Annotated in this window: 20 protein-coding genes; 7 read left to right on the top strand and 13 right to left on the bottom strand. The window is 48.9% G+C overall.

Features of this window, described 5'->3' with window-relative positions:
- Positions 1-39 precede the first annotated feature (39 nt).
- A complete protein-coding gene (gene gorA / locus NQ230_RS01675) occupies positions 40-1,392 on the top strand; it encodes a glutathione-disulfide reductase (protein ID WP_257259685.1) in 1,353 nt (450 codons plus the stop codon).
- Positions 1,393-1,471: 79 nt separating this feature from the next.
- On the opposite strand, the gene NQ230_RS01670 is transcribed toward gorA, so the two are convergent.
- The 10 genes from NQ230_RS01670 to NQ230_RS01625 form a co-directional block, all read right to left on the bottom strand.
- The gene (locus NQ230_RS01670) at positions 1,472-3,148 is read right to left on the bottom strand and encodes a PglL family O-oligosaccharyltransferase (protein ID WP_257259684.1); all 1,677 of its coding nucleotides are present in this window, start codon (positions 3,146-3,148) and stop codon (positions 1,472-1,474) included.
- A gap of 80 nt (positions 3,149-3,228) precedes the next feature.
- Positions 3,229-4,164 carry a fimbrial protein gene (locus NQ230_RS01665; protein WP_257259683.1) on the bottom strand — a complete coding sequence of 312 codons (936 nt, stop codon included), beginning with the start codon at positions 4,162-4,164 and terminating at the stop codon, positions 3,229-3,231.
- A 65-nt stretch (positions 4,165-4,229) separates the two neighbouring features.
- Positions 4,230-4,775: a fimbrial protein gene (locus NQ230_RS01660; RefSeq protein ID WP_257259682.1), complete on the bottom strand. Its 546-nt coding sequence runs from the start codon at positions 4,773-4,775 to the stop codon at positions 4,230-4,232.
- A gap of 14 nt (positions 4,776-4,789) precedes the next feature.
- The gene (locus NQ230_RS01655) at positions 4,790-5,302 is read right to left on the bottom strand and encodes a fimbrial protein (RefSeq protein WP_257259681.1); all 513 of its coding nucleotides are present in this window, start codon (positions 5,300-5,302) and stop codon (positions 4,790-4,792) included.
- Positions 5,303-5,311: 9 nt separating this feature from the next.
- Positions 5,312-5,866, bottom strand: a complete 555-nt coding sequence (locus NQ230_RS01650) for a fimbrial protein (RefSeq protein ID WP_257259680.1) — start codon at positions 5,864-5,866, stop codon at positions 5,312-5,314.
- Between the two features lie 17 nt (positions 5,867-5,883).
- Positions 5,884-6,486 carry a fimbrial protein gene (locus tag NQ230_RS01645; RefSeq protein ID WP_257259679.1) on the bottom strand — a complete coding sequence of 201 codons (603 nt, stop codon included), beginning with the start codon at positions 6,484-6,486 and terminating at the stop codon, positions 5,884-5,886.
- A 35-nt stretch (positions 6,487-6,521) separates the two neighbouring features.
- The gene (locus NQ230_RS01640) at positions 6,522-7,274 is read right to left on the bottom strand and encodes a fimbria/pilus periplasmic chaperone (RefSeq protein WP_257259678.1); all 753 of its coding nucleotides are present in this window, start codon (positions 7,272-7,274) and stop codon (positions 6,522-6,524) included.
- Between the two features lie 78 nt (positions 7,275-7,352).
- The gene (locus tag NQ230_RS01635; RefSeq protein ID WP_371745450.1) at positions 7,353-9,872 is read right to left on the bottom strand and encodes an outer membrane usher protein; all 2,520 of its coding nucleotides are present in this window, start codon (positions 9,870-9,872) and stop codon (positions 7,353-7,355) included.
- Between the two features lie 17 nt (positions 9,873-9,889).
- Positions 9,890-10,426, bottom strand: a complete 537-nt coding sequence (locus tag NQ230_RS01630) for a fimbrial protein (RefSeq protein ID WP_257259675.1) — start codon at positions 10,424-10,426, stop codon at positions 9,890-9,892.
- 111 nt (positions 10,427-10,537) lie between these two features.
- On the bottom strand, positions 10,538-11,065 hold the full coding sequence (locus NQ230_RS01625; protein ID WP_257259673.1) for a fimbrial protein: 528 nt from the start codon (positions 11,063-11,065) through the stop codon (positions 10,538-10,540).
- Between the two features lie 706 nt (positions 11,066-11,771).
- Here NQ230_RS01625 and NQ230_RS01620 point away from each other — a divergent pair.
- Together NQ230_RS01620 and NQ230_RS01615 are read left to right on the top strand one after the other, a co-directional pair.
- Positions 11,772-12,452, top strand: a complete 681-nt coding sequence (locus NQ230_RS01620; protein WP_257259672.1) for a helix-turn-helix domain-containing protein — start codon at positions 11,772-11,774, stop codon at positions 12,450-12,452.
- Between the two features lie 301 nt (positions 12,453-12,753).
- Positions 12,754-14,403: an alpha,alpha-trehalase gene (locus NQ230_RS01615; protein ID WP_193941759.1), complete on the top strand. Its 1,650-nt coding sequence runs from the start codon at positions 12,754-12,756 to the stop codon at positions 14,401-14,403.
- Positions 14,404-14,510: 107 nt separating this feature from the next.
- Here NQ230_RS01615 and NQ230_RS01610 read toward each other — a convergent pair whose 3' ends face one another.
- The gene (locus NQ230_RS01610; RefSeq protein ID WP_121426170.1) at positions 14,511-16,100 is read right to left on the bottom strand and encodes an STY4199 family HEPN domain-containing protein; all 1,590 of its coding nucleotides are present in this window, start codon (positions 16,098-16,100) and stop codon (positions 14,511-14,513) included.
- Between the two features lie 148 nt (positions 16,101-16,248).
- On the opposite strand from NQ230_RS01610, the gene NQ230_RS01605 reads away from it, so the two are divergent.
- Positions 16,249-16,788 (top strand): GNAT family N-acetyltransferase, encoded by a 540-nt coding sequence (locus tag NQ230_RS01605; RefSeq protein WP_257259671.1) that lies wholly within the window; start codon positions 16,249-16,251, stop codon positions 16,786-16,788.
- A gap of 71 nt (positions 16,789-16,859) precedes the next feature.
- Positions 16,860-17,198 carry a lysozyme gene (locus NQ230_RS01600; RefSeq protein ID WP_121426172.1) on the top strand — a complete coding sequence of 113 codons (339 nt, stop codon included), beginning with the start codon at positions 16,860-16,862 and terminating at the stop codon, positions 17,196-17,198.
- Here the strand turns inward: NQ230_RS01600 and NQ230_RS01595 are convergent.
- Positions 17,177-17,776 carry a helix-turn-helix transcriptional regulator gene (locus NQ230_RS01595; protein WP_257259668.1) on the bottom strand — a complete coding sequence of 200 codons (600 nt, stop codon included), beginning with the start codon at positions 17,774-17,776 and terminating at the stop codon, positions 17,177-17,179. The genes NQ230_RS01600 and NQ230_RS01595 overlap by 22 nt on opposite strands.
- A 154-nt stretch (positions 17,777-17,930) precedes the next feature.
- Positions 17,931-18,689, bottom strand: coding sequence for an SDR family NAD(P)-dependent oxidoreductase (locus NQ230_RS01590; RefSeq protein ID WP_257261298.1), 759 nt, complete (start codon positions 18,687-18,689; stop codon positions 17,931-17,933).
- Between the two features lie 119 nt (positions 18,690-18,808).
- Here NQ230_RS01590 and NQ230_RS01585 point away from each other — a divergent pair, with 119 nt between their 5' ends.
- Entirely contained in the window at positions 18,809-19,708 is a 900-nt protein-coding gene (locus NQ230_RS01585) for a LysR family transcriptional regulator (RefSeq protein WP_257259666.1), read from the top strand.
- 52 nt (positions 19,709-19,760) lie between these two features.
- Positions 19,761-20,783 carry an inner membrane protein YhjD gene (gene yhjD / locus NQ230_RS01580; protein ID WP_257259665.1) on the top strand — a complete coding sequence of 341 codons (1,023 nt, stop codon included), beginning with the start codon at positions 19,761-19,763 and terminating at the stop codon, positions 20,781-20,783.
- The last annotated feature ends 120 nt before the right edge of the window (positions 20,784-20,903 follow it).

Genomic DNA, 20,903 nt, shown 5'->3' with positions numbered 1-20,903 from the left:
GTATACAATCGCGGCAATTCACGATTAAGGACAAAAGCTATGACTAAGCATTATGACTACATCGCAATCGGCGGCGGCAGCGGCGGCATCGCCTCCATCAACCGTGCGGCCATGTACGGCCAGAAGTGCGCGCTGATTGAAGCCAAAGCGCTGGGCGGCACCTGCGTGAACGTGGGTTGTGTACCGAAGAAAGTGATGTGGCATGCGGCGCAGATCCGTGAAGCTATCCATATGTATGGCCCGGACTACGGCTTTGACACCACCATCAACCACTTCGACTGGGACAAGCTGATCGCCAGCCGTACCGCCTACATCGACCGTATTCACACCTCGTACGACAACGTGCTGGGTAAAAATAACGTTGACGTCATCCACGGCTTCGCCCGCTTTGTGGACGCGAAAACGATCGAAGTGAACGGTGAGACGATCACCGCCGATCACATCCTGATCGCCACCGGCGGCCGTCCGAGCCACCCTAATATTCCAGGTGCAGAATACGGTATCGACTCCGACGGTTTCTTTGAGCTGCCTGCCCTGCCTAAACGCGTCGCCATCGTGGGCGCGGGTTACATTGCCGTAGAACTGGCTGGCGTGATTAACGGCCTGGGCGCAGAAGCGCACCTGTTCGTGCGTAAACATGCGCCGCTGCGCAGCTTTGACCCGCTGATCGTCGACACGTTGGTTGAAGTGATGAACACCGAAGGCCCGACCCTGCACACCAACGCCGTACCAAAATCGGTGGTGAAAAATGCGGACGGCAGCCTGACGCTTGAGCTGGAAGATGGCCGCAGCCAGACCGTCGACTGCCTGATCTGGGCGATTGGTCGTGAACCAGCGAACGATAACTTCAACCTCGGCGTGACCGGCGTGAAAACCGACGAAAAAGGCTATATCGTCGTCGATAAATTCCAGAACACCAGCGTACCGGGCATTTATGCGGTCGGCGATAATACCGGAGCGGTTGAGCTGACGCCGGTGGCCGTTGCGGCAGGTCGTCGTCTCTCTGAGCGCCTGTTCAACAACAAGCCGGACGAGCATCTGGATTACAACCTTATCCCAACCGTAGTCTTCAGCCACCCGCCAATCGGCACCGTCGGCTTAACCGAGCCGCAGGCGCGCGAGCAGTATGGCGACGACCAGGTGAAAGTGTATAAATCAGCATTCACCGCGATGTACACCGCCGTCACCTCTCACCGCCAGCCGTGCCGCATGAAGCTGGTCTGCGTGGGCCCGGACGAGAAGATTGTCGGTATCCACGGCATCGGCTTCGGCATGGATGAGATCCTGCAGGGCTTCGCCGTGGCGCTGAAGATGGGCGCAACGAAGAAAGACTTCGACAATACGGTGGCAATCCACCCGACGGCCGCGGAAGAATTTGTGACCATGCGTTAATACGCGATGAACATAAAAAAGCTGGCTTTAAGCCAGCTTTTTTTATTTAGGCAGTACAATACTTTCTTTCAACTGAAAGCTACTTTTTGCACTGTTCAAAGTGATGGGAAGGAAACAACACTACCGCTCTGTTACATATTTCATTTGTCTTGTCATGTTGATTTAAGGCGTAGGAAATAGCAATTTTACTTGCATAGACATTTGCGTCATTATGAATATTAAGGTATTCGTCGGACCACGTCATAAAGTCGAGTAAATACGCTTTATCATGCGTGATATTGTACTTTAAAAGTAATGAGATATGTTCATCATAGTCCAACCTTGAACGCTGACTCAATGTATTTGGAAGACTATCCAGTGAATCAGACGAAAATATAAATGGCTGAAGATTGAGTTGCTCTATTTTCGTCATACGGATCTCTGTAATCAGTCCACTTACCATGAACAAAATCAGAAAACACCCATACAATGCGCCAACGTATCGCCATAGGCTTTGCGGAGAAGAGTTAAACTTAGCTTCATCTCCCTCATTTACAGTAAATATACAAAAAATAAAAATGATAATTATTGAATGGAAAACAGACTGATAAAGGGGATATTCCAGATTCATATGTACTGCAATCGGTGTAAGTAGTGCAATACCAGCCCATTTTCCATTCTTACTGGATTTATAACGCAGTGAAATCATGGCAAAAATAATAATTACAATGCCTAAGATTGCAAGCAGACCGCCCTCTGACCATGCATAAAGCAACTCATTATGAGGATGTGTCAGAGACTCACTAATAAATGGCCCACCCTGTAATAAGGCCATGTCAGCGAAACTTTTTTCAAAACCACCATAGCCAACTCCCATAAGAGGATGGGCGATAATCATTAAGAGAGTATTTTTTAATATAGCCGCGCGTTGATTATTACTGCCAGTTTTATCAAAAATATCCAAACCATCGGGCACAGTCACGCCTAAAAACTGGAAATAATTATGTTGCCATAAATAAGCAATGATAAAGCCAGAAAAAATCACAAACAATGGAACAAAGTATGTTCGGATGGGTTTTTTATTAGTAACGGTTAAAATGATAATGGCGCTGACAAAGCCTATCATCCCGGCTCTACTCTGTGCAAGATATAGAACAAACGCTAAAGTAAAAAGCATCAATGATGAAAAAATAGTCAAATGCCGGCGCTTATTATCCGCTGTTATTATTAGCCAAAAGAGGGCTGATGCGCCAGTAGCTAAAAAGGAGGATAAAACATTAACCTGCTGGAAACTGCCGTAAGGTCTGACTCCAACAAATACACTGTCCAACTGGTGAAATGCTTGCAGTAAGCCATACCCGGCCTGGGCAAAGGCCGATATAACAATTACCTTTAACCATCGCCGCCCCTGCTGTCTGGTCAATTTTATTTGACTCAACATTAGCCATAAAAATATTAATCCCCAGAGGGCCATAACATGTGGCGCAGAATCAATCCGCCATGCGCGATGAGGAGTGAAGACCAAAGGAATTGACCAAAATGTCGTACCAAAAAAGATCAGATAAAAACCTTTAGGCAGATTTATTCTCTCCGATTTACTTGTTAGCATTACCCAAAAGATAATAACCCCAATAAATGACCAGCATAAAAGATTTATAGGCAATTTTAACCCTTGCCCCCCCATGTTAGGGAGAGGGATTAAAACAATCACATTAAGCAAAATAAAAAAGAATGTCACACCGCTGACGCGGGATAAGCCAGGCCGATACAGGTTCATTTAGTTACACATCAATAATTAAAATATCTCATAAAGCAGCCATTTACTAACAAGCTACTCTTATAATAAATCAGATAACATCAGAGCATTGTCAAAACCAACACCGCACTGGCAGAAAATGTACCTGTTGGTATATTCTTGGTCTCGACATCAGGATCGCGTACTGCACCGAATGCCAAATCCAGTATATTAGAACCGGACGTAAATGTTACCGGTATAACATCTCTGGGGGATATTGTTGAATTATTGTATGTCACATAAACGCCTAAGCCGTTTGCGCTGGAAGATATAACATCACTTCCTCCGATGGTAATAGGTGTGTAGGTTACCTGCATATTCATCATGACTTGATCGGCATTTTTGCACTCGACCGGAATCTGATAATGCTTGTTTTTCCCGGTTCCCGGCACCGTTGGCAATGTATCTCTCTCGATAGTACCTAAACTTACACTGAGATTATTTCCATCATTTAGCGTGCATGATGCAGTGGGTGGATTCGGAGGAAGCGGAGTAACATCCGGACACCAAGGGCCGGTACTTGCAGGACCACCAACCGTTGCTTTTCCTGGATCCTCAATGATATAGCAAAGTGTAGTATGATAACCTAGATTATAGCGTGCGGAGGTCCCACCAAAATTAGGGTTCTGGGCTCCTATGGTTTTGTCCTGGGTGAAATAATACGAGCTGTTTGTATAAACATACGTTCCGCTACCTGCGCGTGTACAAGCCACCAAATCACAAACGACCATATTTATTTTGAATGGGAGATCCGTGCGTAATATATAAAGATTGTCCGCCCAGGGCACAGGCTGATTGAAGGTACAAAGCGTTGGGTTAACCGATGGCTCAACATTAGGCATTGTGCTCGTGGTTTCAGGTACGCTGCACCCACTTGAATCAGTAACCCAACCTGGCGATCCACTGGGTATTTTTGTTAAACCAATAATACCCATCATACCTGCGTGAGCACTTAAGGAAGAGAGTAAGAATAAAAACACAAAAGATAAGAGTCGCATTTCAACGGTCCTGGAATCTGTAACATTAAAAGTGATTTAGCGAGAAAAATATTCCTGCTACTCGTTTATTGATATTCCATTTCAAAAGTAGCCGTTGCATTGAACTGCCCCATAATCATGCTTTCCTTCTGAACCGCTTCGGGTTCACCTGCAACATAGGCCCTAAAGGTAAACTGGCTCACACCATCGGATAACGCTTGTTGAGTCGTCGGTTGATTGAGCGATAACATTGTTCCATCTTCATATTCCAGACCAATAGCAATGCCTTTGGCGGTACCGTTAACGGCAAGCAAGCCTGGCAGAGCCTGATCTTCTGCCCCCTTAAATGTAAAGCTCACCATGTTGCTCATTGACGTATCGCAATCAGTCAGATTGATGGTGAAGACTTCACTCGAGCTTCTGTTATATTTATATAGCGATTTTGCAACAATGCTCTTGAAGTCAACAACAATATCCGTTGTGTTTGGATCAAGATTACAAGGTTCACTCACCAAAGCACCATCAAATTGCAGATTATTTTCTGAAGCAGAGTTATAAAAAGAGATAATAAACAAAGTAAGTATTACTACTACACTTTGTATTTTTGGAAATACCATTTTATGGTCGTTCATAATTAAAATACCTTTCACAGGTACTCTGCAGTTATCGTCGCTGTAGCCGTAAAGCTTTGTTCGCTCAACTCTACGGAAGGGTCTTTTACAGGCACCGCTGTTAACGACAAAGTCGACAACGCGCCTAGAGTGGTATTGACTGTTTTATTTAGCTGCACCGGTGTGCCATTTGATCGAATCTGTATACCGAGGCCTGAAACATTTGTTGTAACCGCTGCATTATCAAAGTTCTCAGGCGTCCCCGATATCGTAAATCGGACAGAATCACTATCAGCGGCCCCCTCACATTCAGCTGAAAAGGGTATTGGCATTTCATAATGTGTTCCATCGACTTTTTTTATACCGACGTTACCAAATGGAACGGAGATCGTTTTATCATTATTAATTGAGCAGGATGTACTGACTATAAACGTGCCGCTAAACTTAAACTCCACACTATCACCTGTCTGCGCAGCGAAAGTGTTTGCCTGCAGGAAACATAAAATAGATGCACAAGCAATTTTTGACGTAAACAGGTAATTTTTCATGACAAACTCTTAATTAAAGGCCAACGTTAACGTACCCGATGCGGAGAAGGTATCATCGGTTTTCACATTTGACGTGTTTTCAGCGCTGACCTGTACAATTTGGGCCTGAAGCGTGGGTTGGTTCTCCGTATCAACATCAAACCATTCAGCCATACTTTGTGGATTGCCATTTACCAATAATTCAATCCCAATCACACCTTTGTCCGTACCCAGAACATTTTTTCCGTTATAAGTCTCATAGCTCCCGGATGATGAGTCAAATTTCATCTGCAATAAGCCAGATGAATCACCAGTGCATGAAAAGTCACTTGTGAGAGGTTTTTTATAATCGCCAAATAATGTCAACGTATTGTCTCGGTTCTTTTTGAGCTCTATGCTACCAAAGTTAATGCTGAGCGTGCCGCCTTGATCAAAAGTACATGAACCGGTCGCGACTAATGTGCCCGTGATATCAATATTAATCTGAGCCTTATCTCCACTTGCACTGAAAGCGGCTGGCGATAACATAATAAAGGCTAAAGCCGCAATCCAAAGAGAGACGTTCACTTTCAATGTATTGAACATATTTTTTATTTCGACCGTCAGTTATAGCTCACTTTAAAATCGGCTACTGCCCGAAAATCACCGGTCTCAAGCGGCGAAGATGTACGCACAATCTTGACAGTGTAATTTAGCGCATTATCTGCGGGAGCCAGAAAAACAGGAACGCCTGCAATGCCCGGAACAATTTGCCGTCCAGTGTTATCGTTAATCATCAACGCGATCCCTTTGATTCCCTGAACGGCAATCAAGTGCGCCGTATCCGGGTCTGTTGGGGCCACAAAACTCACGCTAACGACAGGATGAGTCTCATCCCTTTTTGTCACGCCGGTATAACGGTTTGTTTGCCGCCCTCCCGTCTGATCACAATTTCTAAAACCCAAGCTGAAATGCACGGGTTCCCCGGCATCACCCGGTTTCTGCAATATACCTTTCGAGATAGTGCCCAGATTCACCTCCTGGAAAAGAGATTGCATATCAAGATGACAGGCCCCGACCAAAAGAAAACCATGAATATGTAATTCGCCAGCCATGTTATTGTTTTCAGCCTTACAGTGCTGAGACCACAGCATGACGAATACAACAATCAGCACCCCCTGTATAAATGCATCCATGCATCCTTTACGGTATCGTTCTTTTGTCATCCTTTCCTCCATGGCTGAAACGGGCGCTTTTGAAGTTATCCAGCTTTTACAGCTGACACGCTGCAGGTATTGCCATTGCAGCTGAATGTAGCCTGAGGTCGACCACCAAAATCGTTGATAAACGACAAGACAGGGTGCGTTCCGAGTTCGGCAGCATTAACGCTCATCTGGGCGTTATCTTTTGGCGATACCATAATCGGTTTAAAACTACTGACGTCTTTTCCATTTTCGGTTGCTGATGCCGCGACAATAGTCACGAAATGGGTGGAGGGGTTGTTGATTTGATATCCATTACCGCTTTTTGTTAACGTAATTTTTTTGAAGGCATCATTTTCAGTACCGTGTTCAATAACAATAGCGCTCGGACGATAAAACAGCTTAACTCGCGTCTGCAACGCAAGCTGAAGCGTGTTAGGCTTTGAGCTTTTTGGAGGAATTTCACGCACGTTAAAATAAAACAATGATTCACGATCTTGCGGTAATTTAACAGCATCACCCATTGACTGAATTTTTACCTGACCTTTTGCTCCTGGCTCCACTCGCTGTAAAGGAGGGAGTGCCATAAGAGGGGATTCTATTTTATTACCCTCAGCATCTTCTACCCAGGCCTGGGCCAAATAAGGCAATGATTTATTTTGATTAGTAATAGTGACAACCATTGATGATTTATCACCATTAAATATTACACGTGTACGGTCTAATGCAATCGCGGCATTAGCCTCCTGTACCAGCATAATCAGAGAAAGAGCACTCATCATGAGCGTCAGACAATGTTTGTTCATTTTCATGGATAATTCACTTATTTTAAAATGGATAATGAGATAGTTAAGATTTTATGGAGAATATTTCCCCTGCGACTATTCCATTTATCGCCGTTGACACGGAAGTAATAACTTCTTGTCTAACGCTGGAAGCCGGGAAGGTAGTGTTATTTTACATTGAACCCCACCATCCCAACTTACATCCATTATTTCTTCAGGGCGGATCCCGGACAGCCAAACGCTGCCATCATCTCCGATAATGCCCGTTTGTGCACCGCCCTTATTACGGACTTCTGCGCCAAACGGTGGAGTTGAGCCATCCGCTAATTTAATAATCGCCATCGCTTTCTGTCCGGCCAAAATGCCAAACTTGCGATAGCCAATCGCCCCTTCCGTGAGTGTTCCCTGAACAACAGAGCGGGTTGCATCTATATCATCAGGAAGATTATCCATATCAACGTTAATTGTGCTGCGATAATAACTGCTAATATCACTCACGACGGCTTTACCGAAATGATTTGAGTGGGTGATCGCACCATATCCGCTTACAGGCACGTCACTCACGCCGTCCGTGTCGACCATCATTCGCGTTCCACCGATCACATTTACACGATGAAGCGCCACTCCCTGAGACGTTCCGGTCACCCCTCCCTGAAGGGAAAGGCCAAATGCGCTGTCGCTGTTTCCGGTTACGCTCGCGTTCATGGTCATGCTGGCCAGGTCACCGTCATGCGTAAAATAACCGTTTCCGGTTCCCGTACCATTCGAAGATGTTCCTACATTCATACGATAGGTATTATTACTGTCAATACGGTCATAATAGCCAACCGTATGAGTATTTTCCCCACCGCTGGATTGACCATTATAACTGATCGTACCGTGCTCTCCCCACGGTAGTGACAGGCTTAAGTACATACCATCATCTTTCGAACCGTCATAAACCGTTCTATACGCCGACAGGCTTACACTCACATTCTTAAAGTTACCTACGTCAAAATAGTCTGATAATGACAGATTCCAGGTATCACTTGCTTCACGGTCCCAATACGTCTGATGGCTATAATTGAGATAAGCGCTAAGGTTGATCGGACGAATCTGCTTGTTAAACGTAATGGTATACAGCTCTTTATTAAGTCCCGAGTTTAGACCATCGTGATAACGCTCGTCTAAATACTGCGACATACTCATATAATTACGCTGCGAGAACCGATACCCCGCGAATGTCACCTCACTATCGTATTCATCAAAACGTTTTGAATAACTCAAGCGATATGACGCACCGCTTTTGGTCTCCTGTCCCGGCAGTACCGCTCTGGATTGCGTAATATCAAAAGATAACGCCCCCAATGCCAACAGGTCACGACCGAGGCCTACAGCCAGGGAATTATAATCCCCCGCAAGTAGGCTCCCCCCATACATGGACCATCCGTTATTAATACCCCAAGAGAATTCCCCTGTAGCAAATTCTGGACCTTCCTGATGATGCTCATAATCCAACGGCTTGCCCGCTGAAACTTTGTAGCGAACGAGGCCAGGGCGAGTCAGGTAAGGTATACTTGCGGTCTCAACCTGAAACATTCGCACGCTGCCATCTTGTTCTTCGACTTTAACGTCCAGCTTACCCGAAACAGCGGCATTCAAATCCTGAATACGAAACGGCCCCGCCGCAACAGTTGTCTCATAGATCACCCGGCCCTGCTGACTGACAGTGACCTTAGCATTGGTTTTGGCAATGCCAGTGACTTCCGGTGCATATCCCCTGAGATTGGGTGGCAGCTGATTATCATCCGTCGACAGGCTGGCACCGTTAAAGCGAAAGCTGTCGAACATTGATGAATCCAGATAGCTTTCACCGAGAGTCAACTTTGCCCTTAAAGCCGTAATTGCACGATAGGCATAATAGCGGCTCCAGTCCCAACTTTGCTGCGTACCGCCGGTTTGGCCTCCCGTTTGATCATAACGAGCCTGCCAGTCAGCGCGAACACGCCATGGACCCAGGTTCGCACCCGTCGTTCCGTTACCGCTTACGTTATTGTCGCGACCGACATCTTGTCCTTTTGAGGACATTGCGTTCAGGTTATAGTCAAATAATACGCCCGGGATCCCATTATCCCAACTGGAAGGCGGGTCCCAATTTTCAGAGGTATATTCGAGATAAGCCTGTGGCATGTTTATATATAACGTACTGCTACCCAGATCTGGGCGGATCGTCAGCCCTTCCAGGGTTGAAATATCAAGGCATTGATTGTTATGCCACCATTTGACCTCACTCAGCACAGAACTTTTAAGACCGAACTGCTTGATCAGTTCTGGTGTCAAACACGCCACGCTCCCTTTTGGATCGTTTTCTGGCGCGAGGAATTCAATACTCTGCTCAGGAAGCTCAGATTTATTTAGTCGTACAGTTAACTGATATTGCCCTGGCATCAGGTAACCTGCCTGGGAAAATTGGGTTAAATCAATACGGGAGCGTTCTTTTACATCCAGAACGTCCGTATTAAATTCAATCGTATCTTCAGCGAAAACCGGGCGAAAAAAAGACACCGCCAGCAGAATGCAAACTGCAACAGGTTTAGGTGTTAATACAAATGTATTACAACATTTATTACGACGTATGTTGGTCATTTTTAAACGAGCCATCTTCAGAAATAATCCACTTTAAAACGCAAAACGGAATAGTACTCACCGACGTCTAGCTGATGATGGTTCCCGACCACACGGAGTGTATAATCAAGCGTTTGTGCACCAGACACTAATGTTCCTTCAGGTAGCGGTTCCCCCGGCTTAGCAATATGGCCTTGCGTATCAGAAATTTGTATACCAATTCCAGACGCTCCTTTAACTGTAAATAATCCATCCTCCGAATCACCCTCAAAAGTCGTTTGGAACAACTCTCTATTTGTAAAATTACAATTCACAAGATGAAGCGAAAAAGGGAATGGCTGCCCACTACCTTGATGAATAATTTCTCCAAGCGTTGATGCATTCATATCAATGGTTTGCTCACGATCTTCAGTGGCTATTGCACAAGACGAATCGATAATGCTGCCTTCAACGCTAATTCTTCCATATTCCTGCGTAGGGAGATTTGCCTCAGCCTGGGCAGAGAATAAAAATGAAAGAAAAAAAATACCCAAAGTACTGCGAAAGGAAGAAGTGAAATTGCGGTTCTTATTCATGTTTTTTCCTGCCGCAACAGTGATTTTTGTAATAAACCGTCCCTCATTTCATTCACATGACTTCAGGACGGTATCAGGCAACAATCAGGAAATTAAAAAAACATCAACTGATTACTGGTAAGACAGGGTGAAGTCCGCAACAGACTGGAAGCTGCCTGGGACAATTGTTGCTGATGCACCATCACCCTGGAGATACGCAGAGAATTCCAGAGTGTTATTTCCGTCCTGCAGAGTCTGAGCTGGAGAGGCAGTTCCCAGTGTGATGATCTGACCGGAGCCGTTTGTAATCGCAATGGAAGCGCCTTTTGCAGTACCCGTAATACCCAGCAGTTTTGGGTTACCTGCAGACGGAGCACCGGTAAAGGTTGCCTTAACAGATTTTAAAGTGGTGGTATCACACTGCTCTAATTTGATCGCGAATGGCTGCGGATTAGACGTCCCACCATCCTTAAGGGCAACATTAGACACTTCGCCCAGATCAACCGTCTGATCGCTACTATCAGGCGTGATGGAGCATGGTGCATCAATAATTGAACCCGTGAAGGTCACAGTACCATGCCCCTCATCTTTTGCTTGAACTGCGCCCATTGCAAAAGTAGAAGCCATAGCTACCGCCAGAACAATCTTATTCATGTTCATGTATATAATTCCTAATTTACCGTTAAAATCTTGTTTGAAAAAACAATATCTTTATAAGTTAATCCACTGAAATATAACAAGCAAAAGCTCATGCTTAGTACGAAACAGTAAGATTCACATTAAGCAAATAAATTGGCTCCAACGAAGTGTTACCAACTTATTTTCTTTCTCAATTAAAGTATTCTTGAGTGGGGGGATTATAATGACTGGAAAGAATTGAGGGCAAATGAAAGCGTGTCCGATTTCGGATAGTAGATACACAATTTCATTGTAGATTAGAGTGACAAGACTGTTTTGCGCTAAAAATTTAACATTTTATTTAATACAAAATGAATGCACATGAATTAAAATACAAAAAACAAAAGAAGTTCTAATTGACGGAACTTGTTGAGATTACTAAAATAATTTCTTATAGCATTAACGCCCTGGGGGGACGTTTTAGTTAATTTTAAAGAATAATTTTTTTCACAGAAAATGCAACATTTTTTCGCATGTACTGTTTTCTATAGATGGGTTCCATACTATGCCTTAAGCTGCTTTTATATATCAAAACGTATTCTTTAGCATCAAAACATTCAACATAAGCCATTGATATAAAAAGAGTTAATATTGACCTCCAATTAGTTCATCTTAACGACAACTATCACATATACTTACAAGAATTAAGCATAGTTAAGATTTCTACTCTGGCTTCAGGGACACCATCATGACTAATCAAGAGAAACAAATAAAAAGAAAAGTAGAGGTTTTCACCCTTTATGATGAAACACTCGAGCATCCTGACGAAAAGATTAAGCATCTCCTCGACAATCTCTCTCCGCTAGGCGTTCCTGTCAAGTTAAAAGCCAGAGAGAGACTGAGCATGATTCATAAGGGTCAGAAAGTCTGTTACATCATTACTTCGGGCTACTTTTCATGCCAACGTAAAGGTGACGGAACGACAATAACAAATGTCTACCCACCTATGTTTATCGGTTTGGGAGAGATTTTTTCAAACTTCAGTTCTGTGCATTTTTATGCAGAGATTCCCGTTGAGGCGATTCGGATTACAGGTGATGATCTTGAAGCTTATATGGCTGCTAATCCAGATCAATGGCGTAATCTTGTGATCATTTTTTCCTACGTCATGCATAGGCTTATGATAAGAGATAGCCAGATTATCGCTGGAAACGCTTATCAAATTGTTCGCAATCTTCTGCAGGACTTGATGAACCAGCCTGACAAAGTGCGCGAAAGCATTTCTGCATCACGATTCATTCTTGAGCGGACAAAATTATCAAGGAGTACCGTAATGCACATTCTCTCTGAACTTTCTCGGGGAAACTATATTACCTTGAAGCGTTACGGTTTCTTATCGGAGATACATCGTTTGCCGGAAAAATTCTAGGTTGGATTAACAACGTTTCGTATTGATATATTTTCATTAATCACATCGTGAAACCACTTTTCATGAGCCACTCAAGCAGTGGCTTTTTGAATAGTAATGAATACTCTGAATTTTCCATATGTTAATACATCATTAAGCCATTGTAATATATACAGTTGCATTACTTTTCTATGCTCAATCGCATCCGGTTAGTGTGATCTACCGCACATATCCCTCCCCAACTACCGAAGCGAATGTCTACGCTTATAAGACGCCCGGATAAACCTGTCTTTTGAACACACAACCGGAGGTCCCTATCACCATGTTCAACCAGAAACTACAGGCTACCGAGAACATCGAGTTCGAGATTGCAGAAGAGCTGCGCTACGAGACCGATCCCTGCGAGTTGAAACTGGATGAAATGATTGAGGCGGAGCCGGAACCCGAAATGATCGAGGGGCTACCTGCCTCCGATGCGTTGACGCCCGCAGACCGCTATCTTGAACTGTTCGAGCACGTACAGTCGACCCGGCTGTTTGCGGACAGTAAAACCTTCCCCGACTGCGCGCCGAAGATGGATCCGCTGGATATCCTGATCCGCTACCGCAAGGTCAGACGCCACCGGGATTTCGACCTGCGCCAGTTTGTGGAGAACCACTTCTGGATGCCGGAAACGTACGGCACAGAATATGTCTCCGACCCGGGCCTTTCCCTGAAAGAGCACATTGATAACCTGTGGCCGGTGCTGACGCGCGAGCCGCAGGATCATATTCCCTGGTCTTCTCTGCTGGCGCTGCCGCAGGCCTATATCGTCCCCGGCGGGCGATTCAGCGAGACCTACTACTGGGATTCCTATTTCTCCATGCTGGGGCTGGCGGAGAGTGGCCGTAACGATCTGCTCAAATGTATGGCGGACAACTTCGCCTGGCTGATTGAACGCTACGGCCATATCCCCAACGGCAACCGCACCTATTATCTCAGCCGCTCGCAGCCGCCGGTCTTTGCCCTGATGGTGGAGCTGTTCGAGGAGGACGGCGTGCGCGGTGCGAAACGTTATCTGGACCACCTCAAAATGGAGTACGCCTTCTGGATGGACGGCGCGGAGTCGCTGCTGCTTAACCAGGCGTACCGCAGCGCCGTGCGCATGCCGGACGGTTCACTGCTCAACCGCTACTGGGACGACCGTGATACCCCGCGCGACGAATCGTGGATTGAGGACGTGGAAACGGCCCGCCACTCGGGTCGTCCACCTAATGAGGTGTATCGCGATCTGCGCGCGGGTGCGGCGTCCGGCTGGGATTATTCGTCCCGCTGGCTGCGCGATCCGTCGCGGCTCGCCAGTATCCGTACGACGCAGTTTATCCCCATCGATCTGAACGCCTTCCTGTTCAAGCTGGAAAGCGCTATTGCCAATATCTCGGCGTCGAAAGGGGATAAAGAGACGGCAGAGACGTTCCGCCAGAAAGCCAACGATCGCCGCGCGGCGGTGAACCGCTATCTGTGGGACGAGGAGAGCGGCTGTTACCGCGATTACGACTGGCGGCGCGAAGAGCTGGCGCTGTTCTCGGCAGCCAGCATTGTGCCGCTGTACGTGGGCATGGCGACGCACGAGCAGGCGGAGCGCCTGTCTGATGCGGTCAAAGCGCGGCTGCTGACGCCAGGCGGGATTCTGGCCACCGAGTACGAAACCGGCGAGCAGTGGGATAAACCCAACGGCTGGGCGCCGCTGCAGTGGATGGCGATTCAGGGGTTCAAGCAGTACGGCAACGACTCGCTGGGGGATGAGATCGCCTGGAGCTGGCTGCATACGGTGAACCATTTTTATCAGACGCATCACAAGCTGATTGAGAAGTACCACATCGCCAGCAGTACGCCGCGAGAAGGTGGCGGGGGCGAGTATCCGCTGCAGGATGGTTTCGGCTGGACGAACGGCGTGGTGCGGCGGCTGATTGGGCTGTATGGGGAGCCTTAAGTGGGGTGCGGTCTGGCCCCTCACCCCGGCCCTCTCCCCAAAGGGGCGAGGGTGTTCACGTTCCCTCTCCCCTTTGGGGAGAGGGTTAGGGTGAGGGGTGAAAAATTTTAGCGAATCACCTCATAAATGGCAGTCTGAATGGACTGCCATTTTTTCGAAGCGGCATCCGGCTGCGACTGCGCGCGGCGTGTGGCCATGTCGAGATCGTGCTGCTGGCGTTTCACCACGGCAGGCACGGTGCAGAATGCTTTGAGATACTCTTTACGTACCGAGGTCAGAGACTCGCCGTTCGACATGGCGTGGCTGAGCGTGTTGATGAAGCGACGGCACGGCTTCTCTTCCACCATGTTCTGCCGGTAGCGTAACATCAGCTCCAGCACATCGTCATAGCCTGCCGACATCGCCTCTTCGGTCCAGGAGAGCTTCCAGTCCATACCGCCCTGCAAAAACAGCAGGGTCACGCGGGTATCGTTGCGGTTGATGGCCGAGCGGAAATTATTCTCGTCCCAGGTCACCCCCATGCGCGTGAGCGTTTCACGCGAGGAAGGCGTCTCGCGCATTTCCTGCGGAGGGGCCGCTTCAGCCGCGCTGGCGGTCGCAGGCTGCGGTTTGCTGCTGGTCACCAGCCAGAATCCCCCCGCCACGATGGCAATCACCATAACGCCAACCGCCCCCCATAGCGCACCGGAAATAAGCTGTTCGCGTTGTTCGGGGCTGCGCGGCGCGCGCTGGGTCGGCTTTTCAATGGTGTCACGGACTTCAAATAGATCCCCACCGGTGACCCGATCCATTTTCTGCGCCTTTTCCCAGAAGGTATGCAGTTCGCTGGCATCTACCGCCATAAATCCGGCCGGATTGACGCGCGTTCTCCCCTCTTCAAACGCGCGCTGAACGGGCCGCGCGATCTGCGCGTAGTAGTTATCCAACAGCTGAATTTGCGCCGAGCTTAGCGTTTTCTGAACGGTGATGCTGTTGCGGATTTGTCGAATGTCGTCGAGGAAGGTTTGCAGCGTTTTGCGCGGTTCAACCAGCAGCGTCAGCATAGACGGGTCGCTGAACAGCGAGGCGTAATAGCGGCTGAACTCTTTTTTATCCACCAGCATCTGCGCCAGCTCGCTGAACATCATGCCGCTCAGGACATCGTTGATCTCGCCAAGCTTCAGCCAGCGCCGCACGCGGTCAGCGTTAAACAGGGTCTTAAGATGGTTGTTCAGCCGCACCTGATCGGGCCAGGCCTGCTGGATGAGCCCTTTAATCATCAGCTCAATCGCGCGTACTTGCTTTTGCGCCTGCTGCTGCTGAAGTTCGCTTCCCGGCGCCAGGTCCGTGCTGTAGGTCAACAGCGGCTGCTGCAGGCGAAGATGTTCCAGCGCGGTGACAAACCGCATCGCCGCAATAAGCTGGTTTTCACTCACATCCTGTCCGCTTTCATACTGCGGAACGCGCTGCTGCAGCAGACGCAGCTGGAGCGTAAATTCCGACATCTCGGCATCATTCAGGTTGAGTTTTTTCGCAACGGCTCCCCAGCCGCCCAGAGCTAATCGCGCGCTGTCGAGTTGTTCCAGGAACCAGCGTGGATCTTTGCCCTCAGAAGCATGTACATTCAGAAGAAGCAAAATTTCCACCGACGCATGGCGAATGACCGCCAGACAGTGTTCGAACTGTTCGCGAATATGGTGTGATGTGCTGAGAGTCATTGTTTTCCTTAAGCGACAACGAAGACATCCGGAATGGGCACGAGACGGCCCTTTTTCTTTTTATTTATACGCGGTTAACCATACCTGACTTTCTGTTGAAATAAAGTGACAACCCTAAAATCATTTAAAATGTTTCAGGAGAATCTGAATGCCGGTTTTAATTACCCCTCGCCTTACCTGTTCGCCCCTGCAGGAACAAGACTGGCCCTTTTTTCTGTCCCTGCAGCAGCATCCCGACGTCATGCGCTTTGTGGCGGAAGACCGCCCCGTCGAAGCCATCCGCGAGGCGTTTGATTCGCGCCTGACGCCCTGGTCACCGGGCAGCGCGCATTGGCTTTGTCTCGTCGTACGTGACGCCGCCTCCCAGGCCCCGCTGGGCGTTACCGGGTATATTCATCGGGAGGAGGACTGTGCCGAAGTGGGCTTCCTTTTCGCACCCGAGGCGCAGGGGAAAGGTTACGGCTTTGAATCCCTGAACTCGCTTTGCGATTATGCTTTTCATCAGGGCGGTTTACGTCGACTCACCGCTACCGTCACCGCGGGGAATACCGCGTCAAGACGCCTGCTGGAAAAAGCCCGCTTTCGCCTGGAAGGTGAATTACGCGAAAGCTATTACCTCGCGGGTCGCTGGCAAAATGACTGGTTATTTGGTTTATTACAGCAGGAATACCTGAATAATAATTCCTGATCAACAGCCATTTGGCGGATATTTCTCGAACGTCGTTTCCTCTACAGTATCGCTATTAAGAGGAAACGAATATGAAAGGTCATGCGCTGAAAATATCTTCTGCCGCCATTGCGTTAATAAAAAAATATCAGGGTCTTTCTCTGGAAAAATATCGTGACGAAAACGGATTATGGGTTATCGGCTATGGTCACGTGCTCCGCGATCGGGCGCATTTTCGCGGTCCCATCACGCCTGCCGAGGCAGAAGATTTGCTGCATGACGATATTCAGCGGTGTGAGGCGCTGCTGCGGGAAAGCGTGACACGCCCATTAACCCAACAGCAGCATGATGCGCTGGTTATGATGATATTCAGCTTCGGCGAGATGCCTTCGCTCCCAAACGCGATTTTTCAGGCCGTTGCACGGGTATAGAACAGGGCAGCCTGCGTTCTGTTTTTCACGTCCAGCCGCCGGAAAAGCGCCTCGAGGTGCGCTTTTACCGTGGCCGCGCTGATGTTGAGATTGCGTCCAATCTCTTTGTTTGACTCCCCCGCCGCCAGCAATTTCAGCACGTCGCGCTGACGCTCGCTCAGGGATGATAACGCCTGCGACGACGGCTGTCTGACCCACTCTCCGGGAAAACAGACCATCCCTCTGGACACCGAATCCAGCACGGCGGAAAACCGCTCCGGGTGGGCATTTCGGGGAATAATGGCCATGATGTTTCGCTGCCGCAATTGTTCAACCCATCTGGCCTCTTTTTTCGCCAGAACCAGAATCACGCGTATCGCCGGAAAGCGTTGCAGCATCTCTTCCAGCAAAGCGATCCCGTCGTCCTGGATGACATTCCCGTCAATCATGACGATAGCTGACGGCGAAGCGGAAACCTGGGTCCATAAATCGTCCGCCTGACAGGTCCCTGTCATATCTATTTCAGGAATTAACGCCTGAAGGCTGTGTATCGCTCCGTGAATAAAGAGTGAATGCCTGTCAAACATGATTACTCGCATCGTTTTTCTCCCTCTGAGAATAGCGAAGGGCGATTCTACAGAGGGGTTGTTTAAGAAAAAACTCAACGAATGGAGACGTTACAAATCCCCCGTGTTCTTTATATCTGTCAGTATTTGGACACATTCGCCTTAAGGATTTCCTTAAGCACGTACGTTACAGGAACATACCGCCTGATACTTCAATACGTTGCGCATTCATCCAGCCCAGTTTATCGCTGAGCAGTGCCGCAATGGCATCGCCAATATCGTCCGGCAGCCCCACCCGTCCCAGCGCCGTCTGCGAGGCCAGCAGCTGATTCAGATCCGCGTTGTCGCGCACGCGTCCGCCACCAAAGTCGGTTTCAATCGCGCCCGGCGCAATGATATTGACGGCGATCCCGCGCGCGCCCAGCTCCTTCGCCTGATAGCGAGTCAGCACTTCCATCGCCCCCTTCATGGCCGCGTAGGTTCCTGAGCCCGGCTGGGTAAAACGGGCCAGCCCGCTGGAGACGTTGAGGATCCGTCCCCCGTCGTTAAGCAGCGGCAGCAGGCGCTGGGTCAGGAAGAAAGGTCCTTTGAAATGAATGTTCAGCGCCTCATCAAACTGGGCTTCCGTCGTGTCGGTATAGGGCGCATATAAACCCGTTCCGGCATTGTTCAATAAATAGTCAAAGGTTTCACGCTGCCAGACGGTCCTAAGGGTTTGCTGAAGCTGTTGGGCAAAAGTATCAAAACCCGTGATATCCCCGACGTTGAGCTGTAATGCCGCTGCGTTGACGCCTTTTTGCTGAATTTCATGCACAACGTCCAGCGCTTCCTGCTGGCTACGGTTATATGTCAGGACGATTCCCGTGCCGTCTGCCGCCAGCTTTAACGCAGCGTTTTTACCCAGACCGCGGCTACCACCCGTCACTAATGCGATACGTTCACTCATCATATACCTCGTTTTGGCTGTTAAGGAGATTGAGAAAGAGCTTATTAGGTGATAGAAAATCAATAAAGATGGGTTAAAGCGCTTCACTGTTTCAGCAGCGACAACAATGAGCTTCCTCTATGGATAAAATTCACGCAATGCAGCTATTCGTCCGCGTCGCGGAACTGGAGAGTTTTTCCCGCGCGGCCGAAACATTAACCCTGCCGAAAGGCAGCGTTTCACGACAAATTCAGGCTCTGGAAAACCGGCTTGGCACCCAGCTATTGCACCGCACCACGCGACGCGTCAGCCTGACGCAGGACGGCATGGTCTATTACGAGCGGGCAAAAGATCTGCTGGCAAACCTTGATGAACTCGACGGCATGTTTCAGCACGATCCCTCCAGCATCAGCGGCCGTCTGCGCGTGGATATGCCCGTCAGTGTTGCTCGAAATTTAGTCATCCCTAAACTGCCTGCTTTTTTACAGCAGTATCCGGGTATCGAGCTGGAGCTCAGCAGCAGCGATCGCCTGGTGGATGTGATCCGTGAAGGGTTTGATTGCGTCGTCCGCGTCGGCACGCTCAAGGATTCAGGGCTGATTGCCCGTCCGCTGGGCAAGCTGTCGGTGATTAACTGCGCCAGCCCGGATTATCTGGAGCGATTTGGCTACCCGGAGACCCTGGACGATTTAGGCTCACACGCGGTGATCCACTACGCCGCGATGCTGGGAACCCGCCCGCAGGGCTTTGAGTTTTATAACGGCAGTGCGACGCAGTGGATAAAAACGGGCGGGGTGTTAACCGTCAACAGCACGGAAACTTACCAGGCCGCCTGCCTCGCCGGGCTGGGCATTATTCAGGTTCCGCGGGTTGGGGTGCGCGATTTGCTGCGCGCGAAGAAACTGATTGAGATCCTCCCGCAATACCGGGCCGAACCGATGCCTGTCTCCCTGATTTATCCCCACCGCCGCAACCTCTCCCGACGGGTCCATCTGTTCATGGAGTGGCTAACTGCACTCACAAAAGCTTACGTGGACTAGTCGCAAGCTATAATTCAAAAACATATCCAGCTCAACGAAAAGGAAAAAACGCGTGACGCCGGAAAACAACCCGCAACGACCCACCCAACATTTAGAGTACGAGCCCGTCAAAAAGATGGAAACCGGGCCTGAAGAGGCCACATCGCCAGGTGCCGCCAGCAAAGCGCTGGGGACCGTCACCGGCATCGCCGCAAGAATTCAGCAGTTTCCCATGGTTGCGCATCTGATCCGCGCGACCGAGCGCTTTAATGACCGCATGGGAAACCAGTTTGGTGCCGCCATCACCTATTTTTCCTTCCTGTCGATGATACCGATCCTGATGGTGTCGTTTGCGGCGGCAGGTTTTGTGCTCGCGTCGCACCCGACGCTGCTGCAGGATATCTTCAATAAGATCCTGAATAACGTCAGTGACCCGACCCTGGCCAGCACGCTCAAAAGCACCATTAATACCGCCGTCCAGCAGCGTACCACCGTCGGCATCGTCGGTTTGCTGATTGCCCTTTACTCCGGCGTTAACTGGATGGGCAACCTGCGCGAGGCCATTCGCGCCCAGTCGCGCGATGTCTGGGAGCGTAAGCCGCAGGACCAGGAGAAAATTTGGGTTAAGTATCTCCGCGATTTTGTTTCGCTGATTGGCCTGCTTGTCGCGCTCATCGTGACGCTTTCCATTACCTCCGTGGCGGGCTCGGCGCAGCAGATGATCATCTCCGCGCTTTACCTTGATTACATCGAATGGCTGAAGCCCGCCTGGCGCGGCATTGGTCTGGCCATTTCCATCTTCGCCAACTACCTGCTGTTCTTCTGGATCTTCTGGCGCTTGCCCCGCCACCGTCCGCGCAAGAAGGCGCTCCGCGGCACATTGATTGCGGCGATCGGCTTTGAAGTCATCAAAATCGTGATGACCTACACCTTACCGTCACTGGTTAAATCCCCTTCCGGCGCGGCCTTTGGCTCGGTGCTGGGGCTGATGGCGTTCTTCTACTTCTTCGCGCGTTTAACTCTGTTCTGCGCGGCGTGGATTGCCACCGCCGAGTACAAAGACGACCCGCGAATGCCGGGCAAAACGCACCGGTAACCCCGCTCTCGGGCTGAAATTTCAGCCCGATTCATCATTTCAGCATATAAATCCAGTCCGTAACTTTTATTTAACTGAAAACCAGTTTAATTGACTGATATTTAAAATCTGTGAAGCATT

Origin of the sequence: Enterobacter asburiae, assembly GCF_024599655.1 — a bacterium.
In the GTDB taxonomy this organism is placed as follows: domain Bacteria; phylum Pseudomonadota; class Gammaproteobacteria; order Enterobacterales; family Enterobacteriaceae; genus Enterobacter; species Enterobacter asburiae_D.
The sequence above is the reverse complement of the archived record's forward strand: the minus strand, read 5'-3'. Positions and strand labels throughout refer to the sequence as shown.

Bases quoted from the DNA above. Each gene is read 5' to 3' on its own strand.
- gorA (WP_257259685.1), top strand. From the start codon at position 40: ATGACTAAGCATTATGACTACATCGCAATCGGCGGCGGCAGCGGCGGC.
- NQ230_RS01670 (WP_257259684.1), bottom strand. From the start codon at position 3,148: ATGAACCTGTATCGGCCTGGCTTATCCCGCGTCAGCGGTGTGACATTC.
- NQ230_RS01665 (WP_257259683.1), bottom strand. From the start codon at position 4,164: ATGCGACTCTTATCTTTTGTGTTTTTATTCTTACTCTCTTCCTTAAGT.
- NQ230_RS01660 (WP_257259682.1), bottom strand. From the start codon at position 4,775: ATGAACGACCATAAAATGGTATTTCCAAAAATACAAAGTGTAGTAGTA.
- NQ230_RS01655 (WP_257259681.1), bottom strand. From the start codon at position 5,302: ATGAAAAATTACCTGTTTACGTCAAAAATTGCTTGTGCATCTATTTTA.
- NQ230_RS01650 (WP_257259680.1), bottom strand. From the start codon at position 5,866: ATGTTCAATACATTGAAAGTGAACGTCTCTCTTTGGATTGCGGCTTTA.
- NQ230_RS01645 (WP_257259679.1), bottom strand. From the start codon at position 6,486: ATGACAAAAGAACGATACCGTAAAGGATGCATGGATGCATTTATACAG.
- NQ230_RS01640 (WP_257259678.1), bottom strand. From the start codon at position 7,274: ATGAAAATGAACAAACATTGTCTGACGCTCATGATGAGTGCTCTTTCT.
- NQ230_RS01635 (WP_371745450.1), bottom strand. From the start codon at position 9,872: ATGACCAACATACGTCGTAATAAATGTTGTAATACATTTGTATTAACA.
- NQ230_RS01630 (WP_257259675.1), bottom strand. From the start codon at position 10,426: ATGAATAAGAACCGCAATTTCACTTCTTCCTTTCGCAGTACTTTGGGT.
- NQ230_RS01625 (WP_257259673.1), bottom strand. From the start codon at position 11,065: ATGAACATGAATAAGATTGTTCTGGCGGTAGCTATGGCTTCTACTTTT.
- NQ230_RS01620 (WP_257259672.1), top strand. From the start codon at position 11,772: ATGACTAATCAAGAGAAACAAATAAAAAGAAAAGTAGAGGTTTTCACC.
- NQ230_RS01615 (WP_193941759.1), top strand. From the start codon at position 12,754: ATGTTCAACCAGAAACTACAGGCTACCGAGAACATCGAGTTCGAGATT.
- NQ230_RS01610 (WP_121426170.1), bottom strand. From the start codon at position 16,100: ATGACTCTCAGCACATCACACCATATTCGCGAACAGTTCGAACACTGT.
- NQ230_RS01605 (WP_257259671.1), top strand. From the start codon at position 16,249: ATGCCGGTTTTAATTACCCCTCGCCTTACCTGTTCGCCCCTGCAGGAA.
- NQ230_RS01600 (WP_121426172.1), top strand. From the start codon at position 16,860: ATGAAAGGTCATGCGCTGAAAATATCTTCTGCCGCCATTGCGTTAATA.
- NQ230_RS01595 (WP_257259668.1), bottom strand. From the start codon at position 17,776: ATGCGAGTAATCATGTTTGACAGGCATTCACTCTTTATTCACGGAGCG.
- NQ230_RS01590 (WP_257261298.1), bottom strand. From the start codon at position 18,689: ATGAGTGAACGTATCGCATTAGTGACGGGTGGTAGCCGCGGTCTGGGT.
- NQ230_RS01585 (WP_257259666.1), top strand. From the start codon at position 18,809: ATGGATAAAATTCACGCAATGCAGCTATTCGTCCGCGTCGCGGAACTG.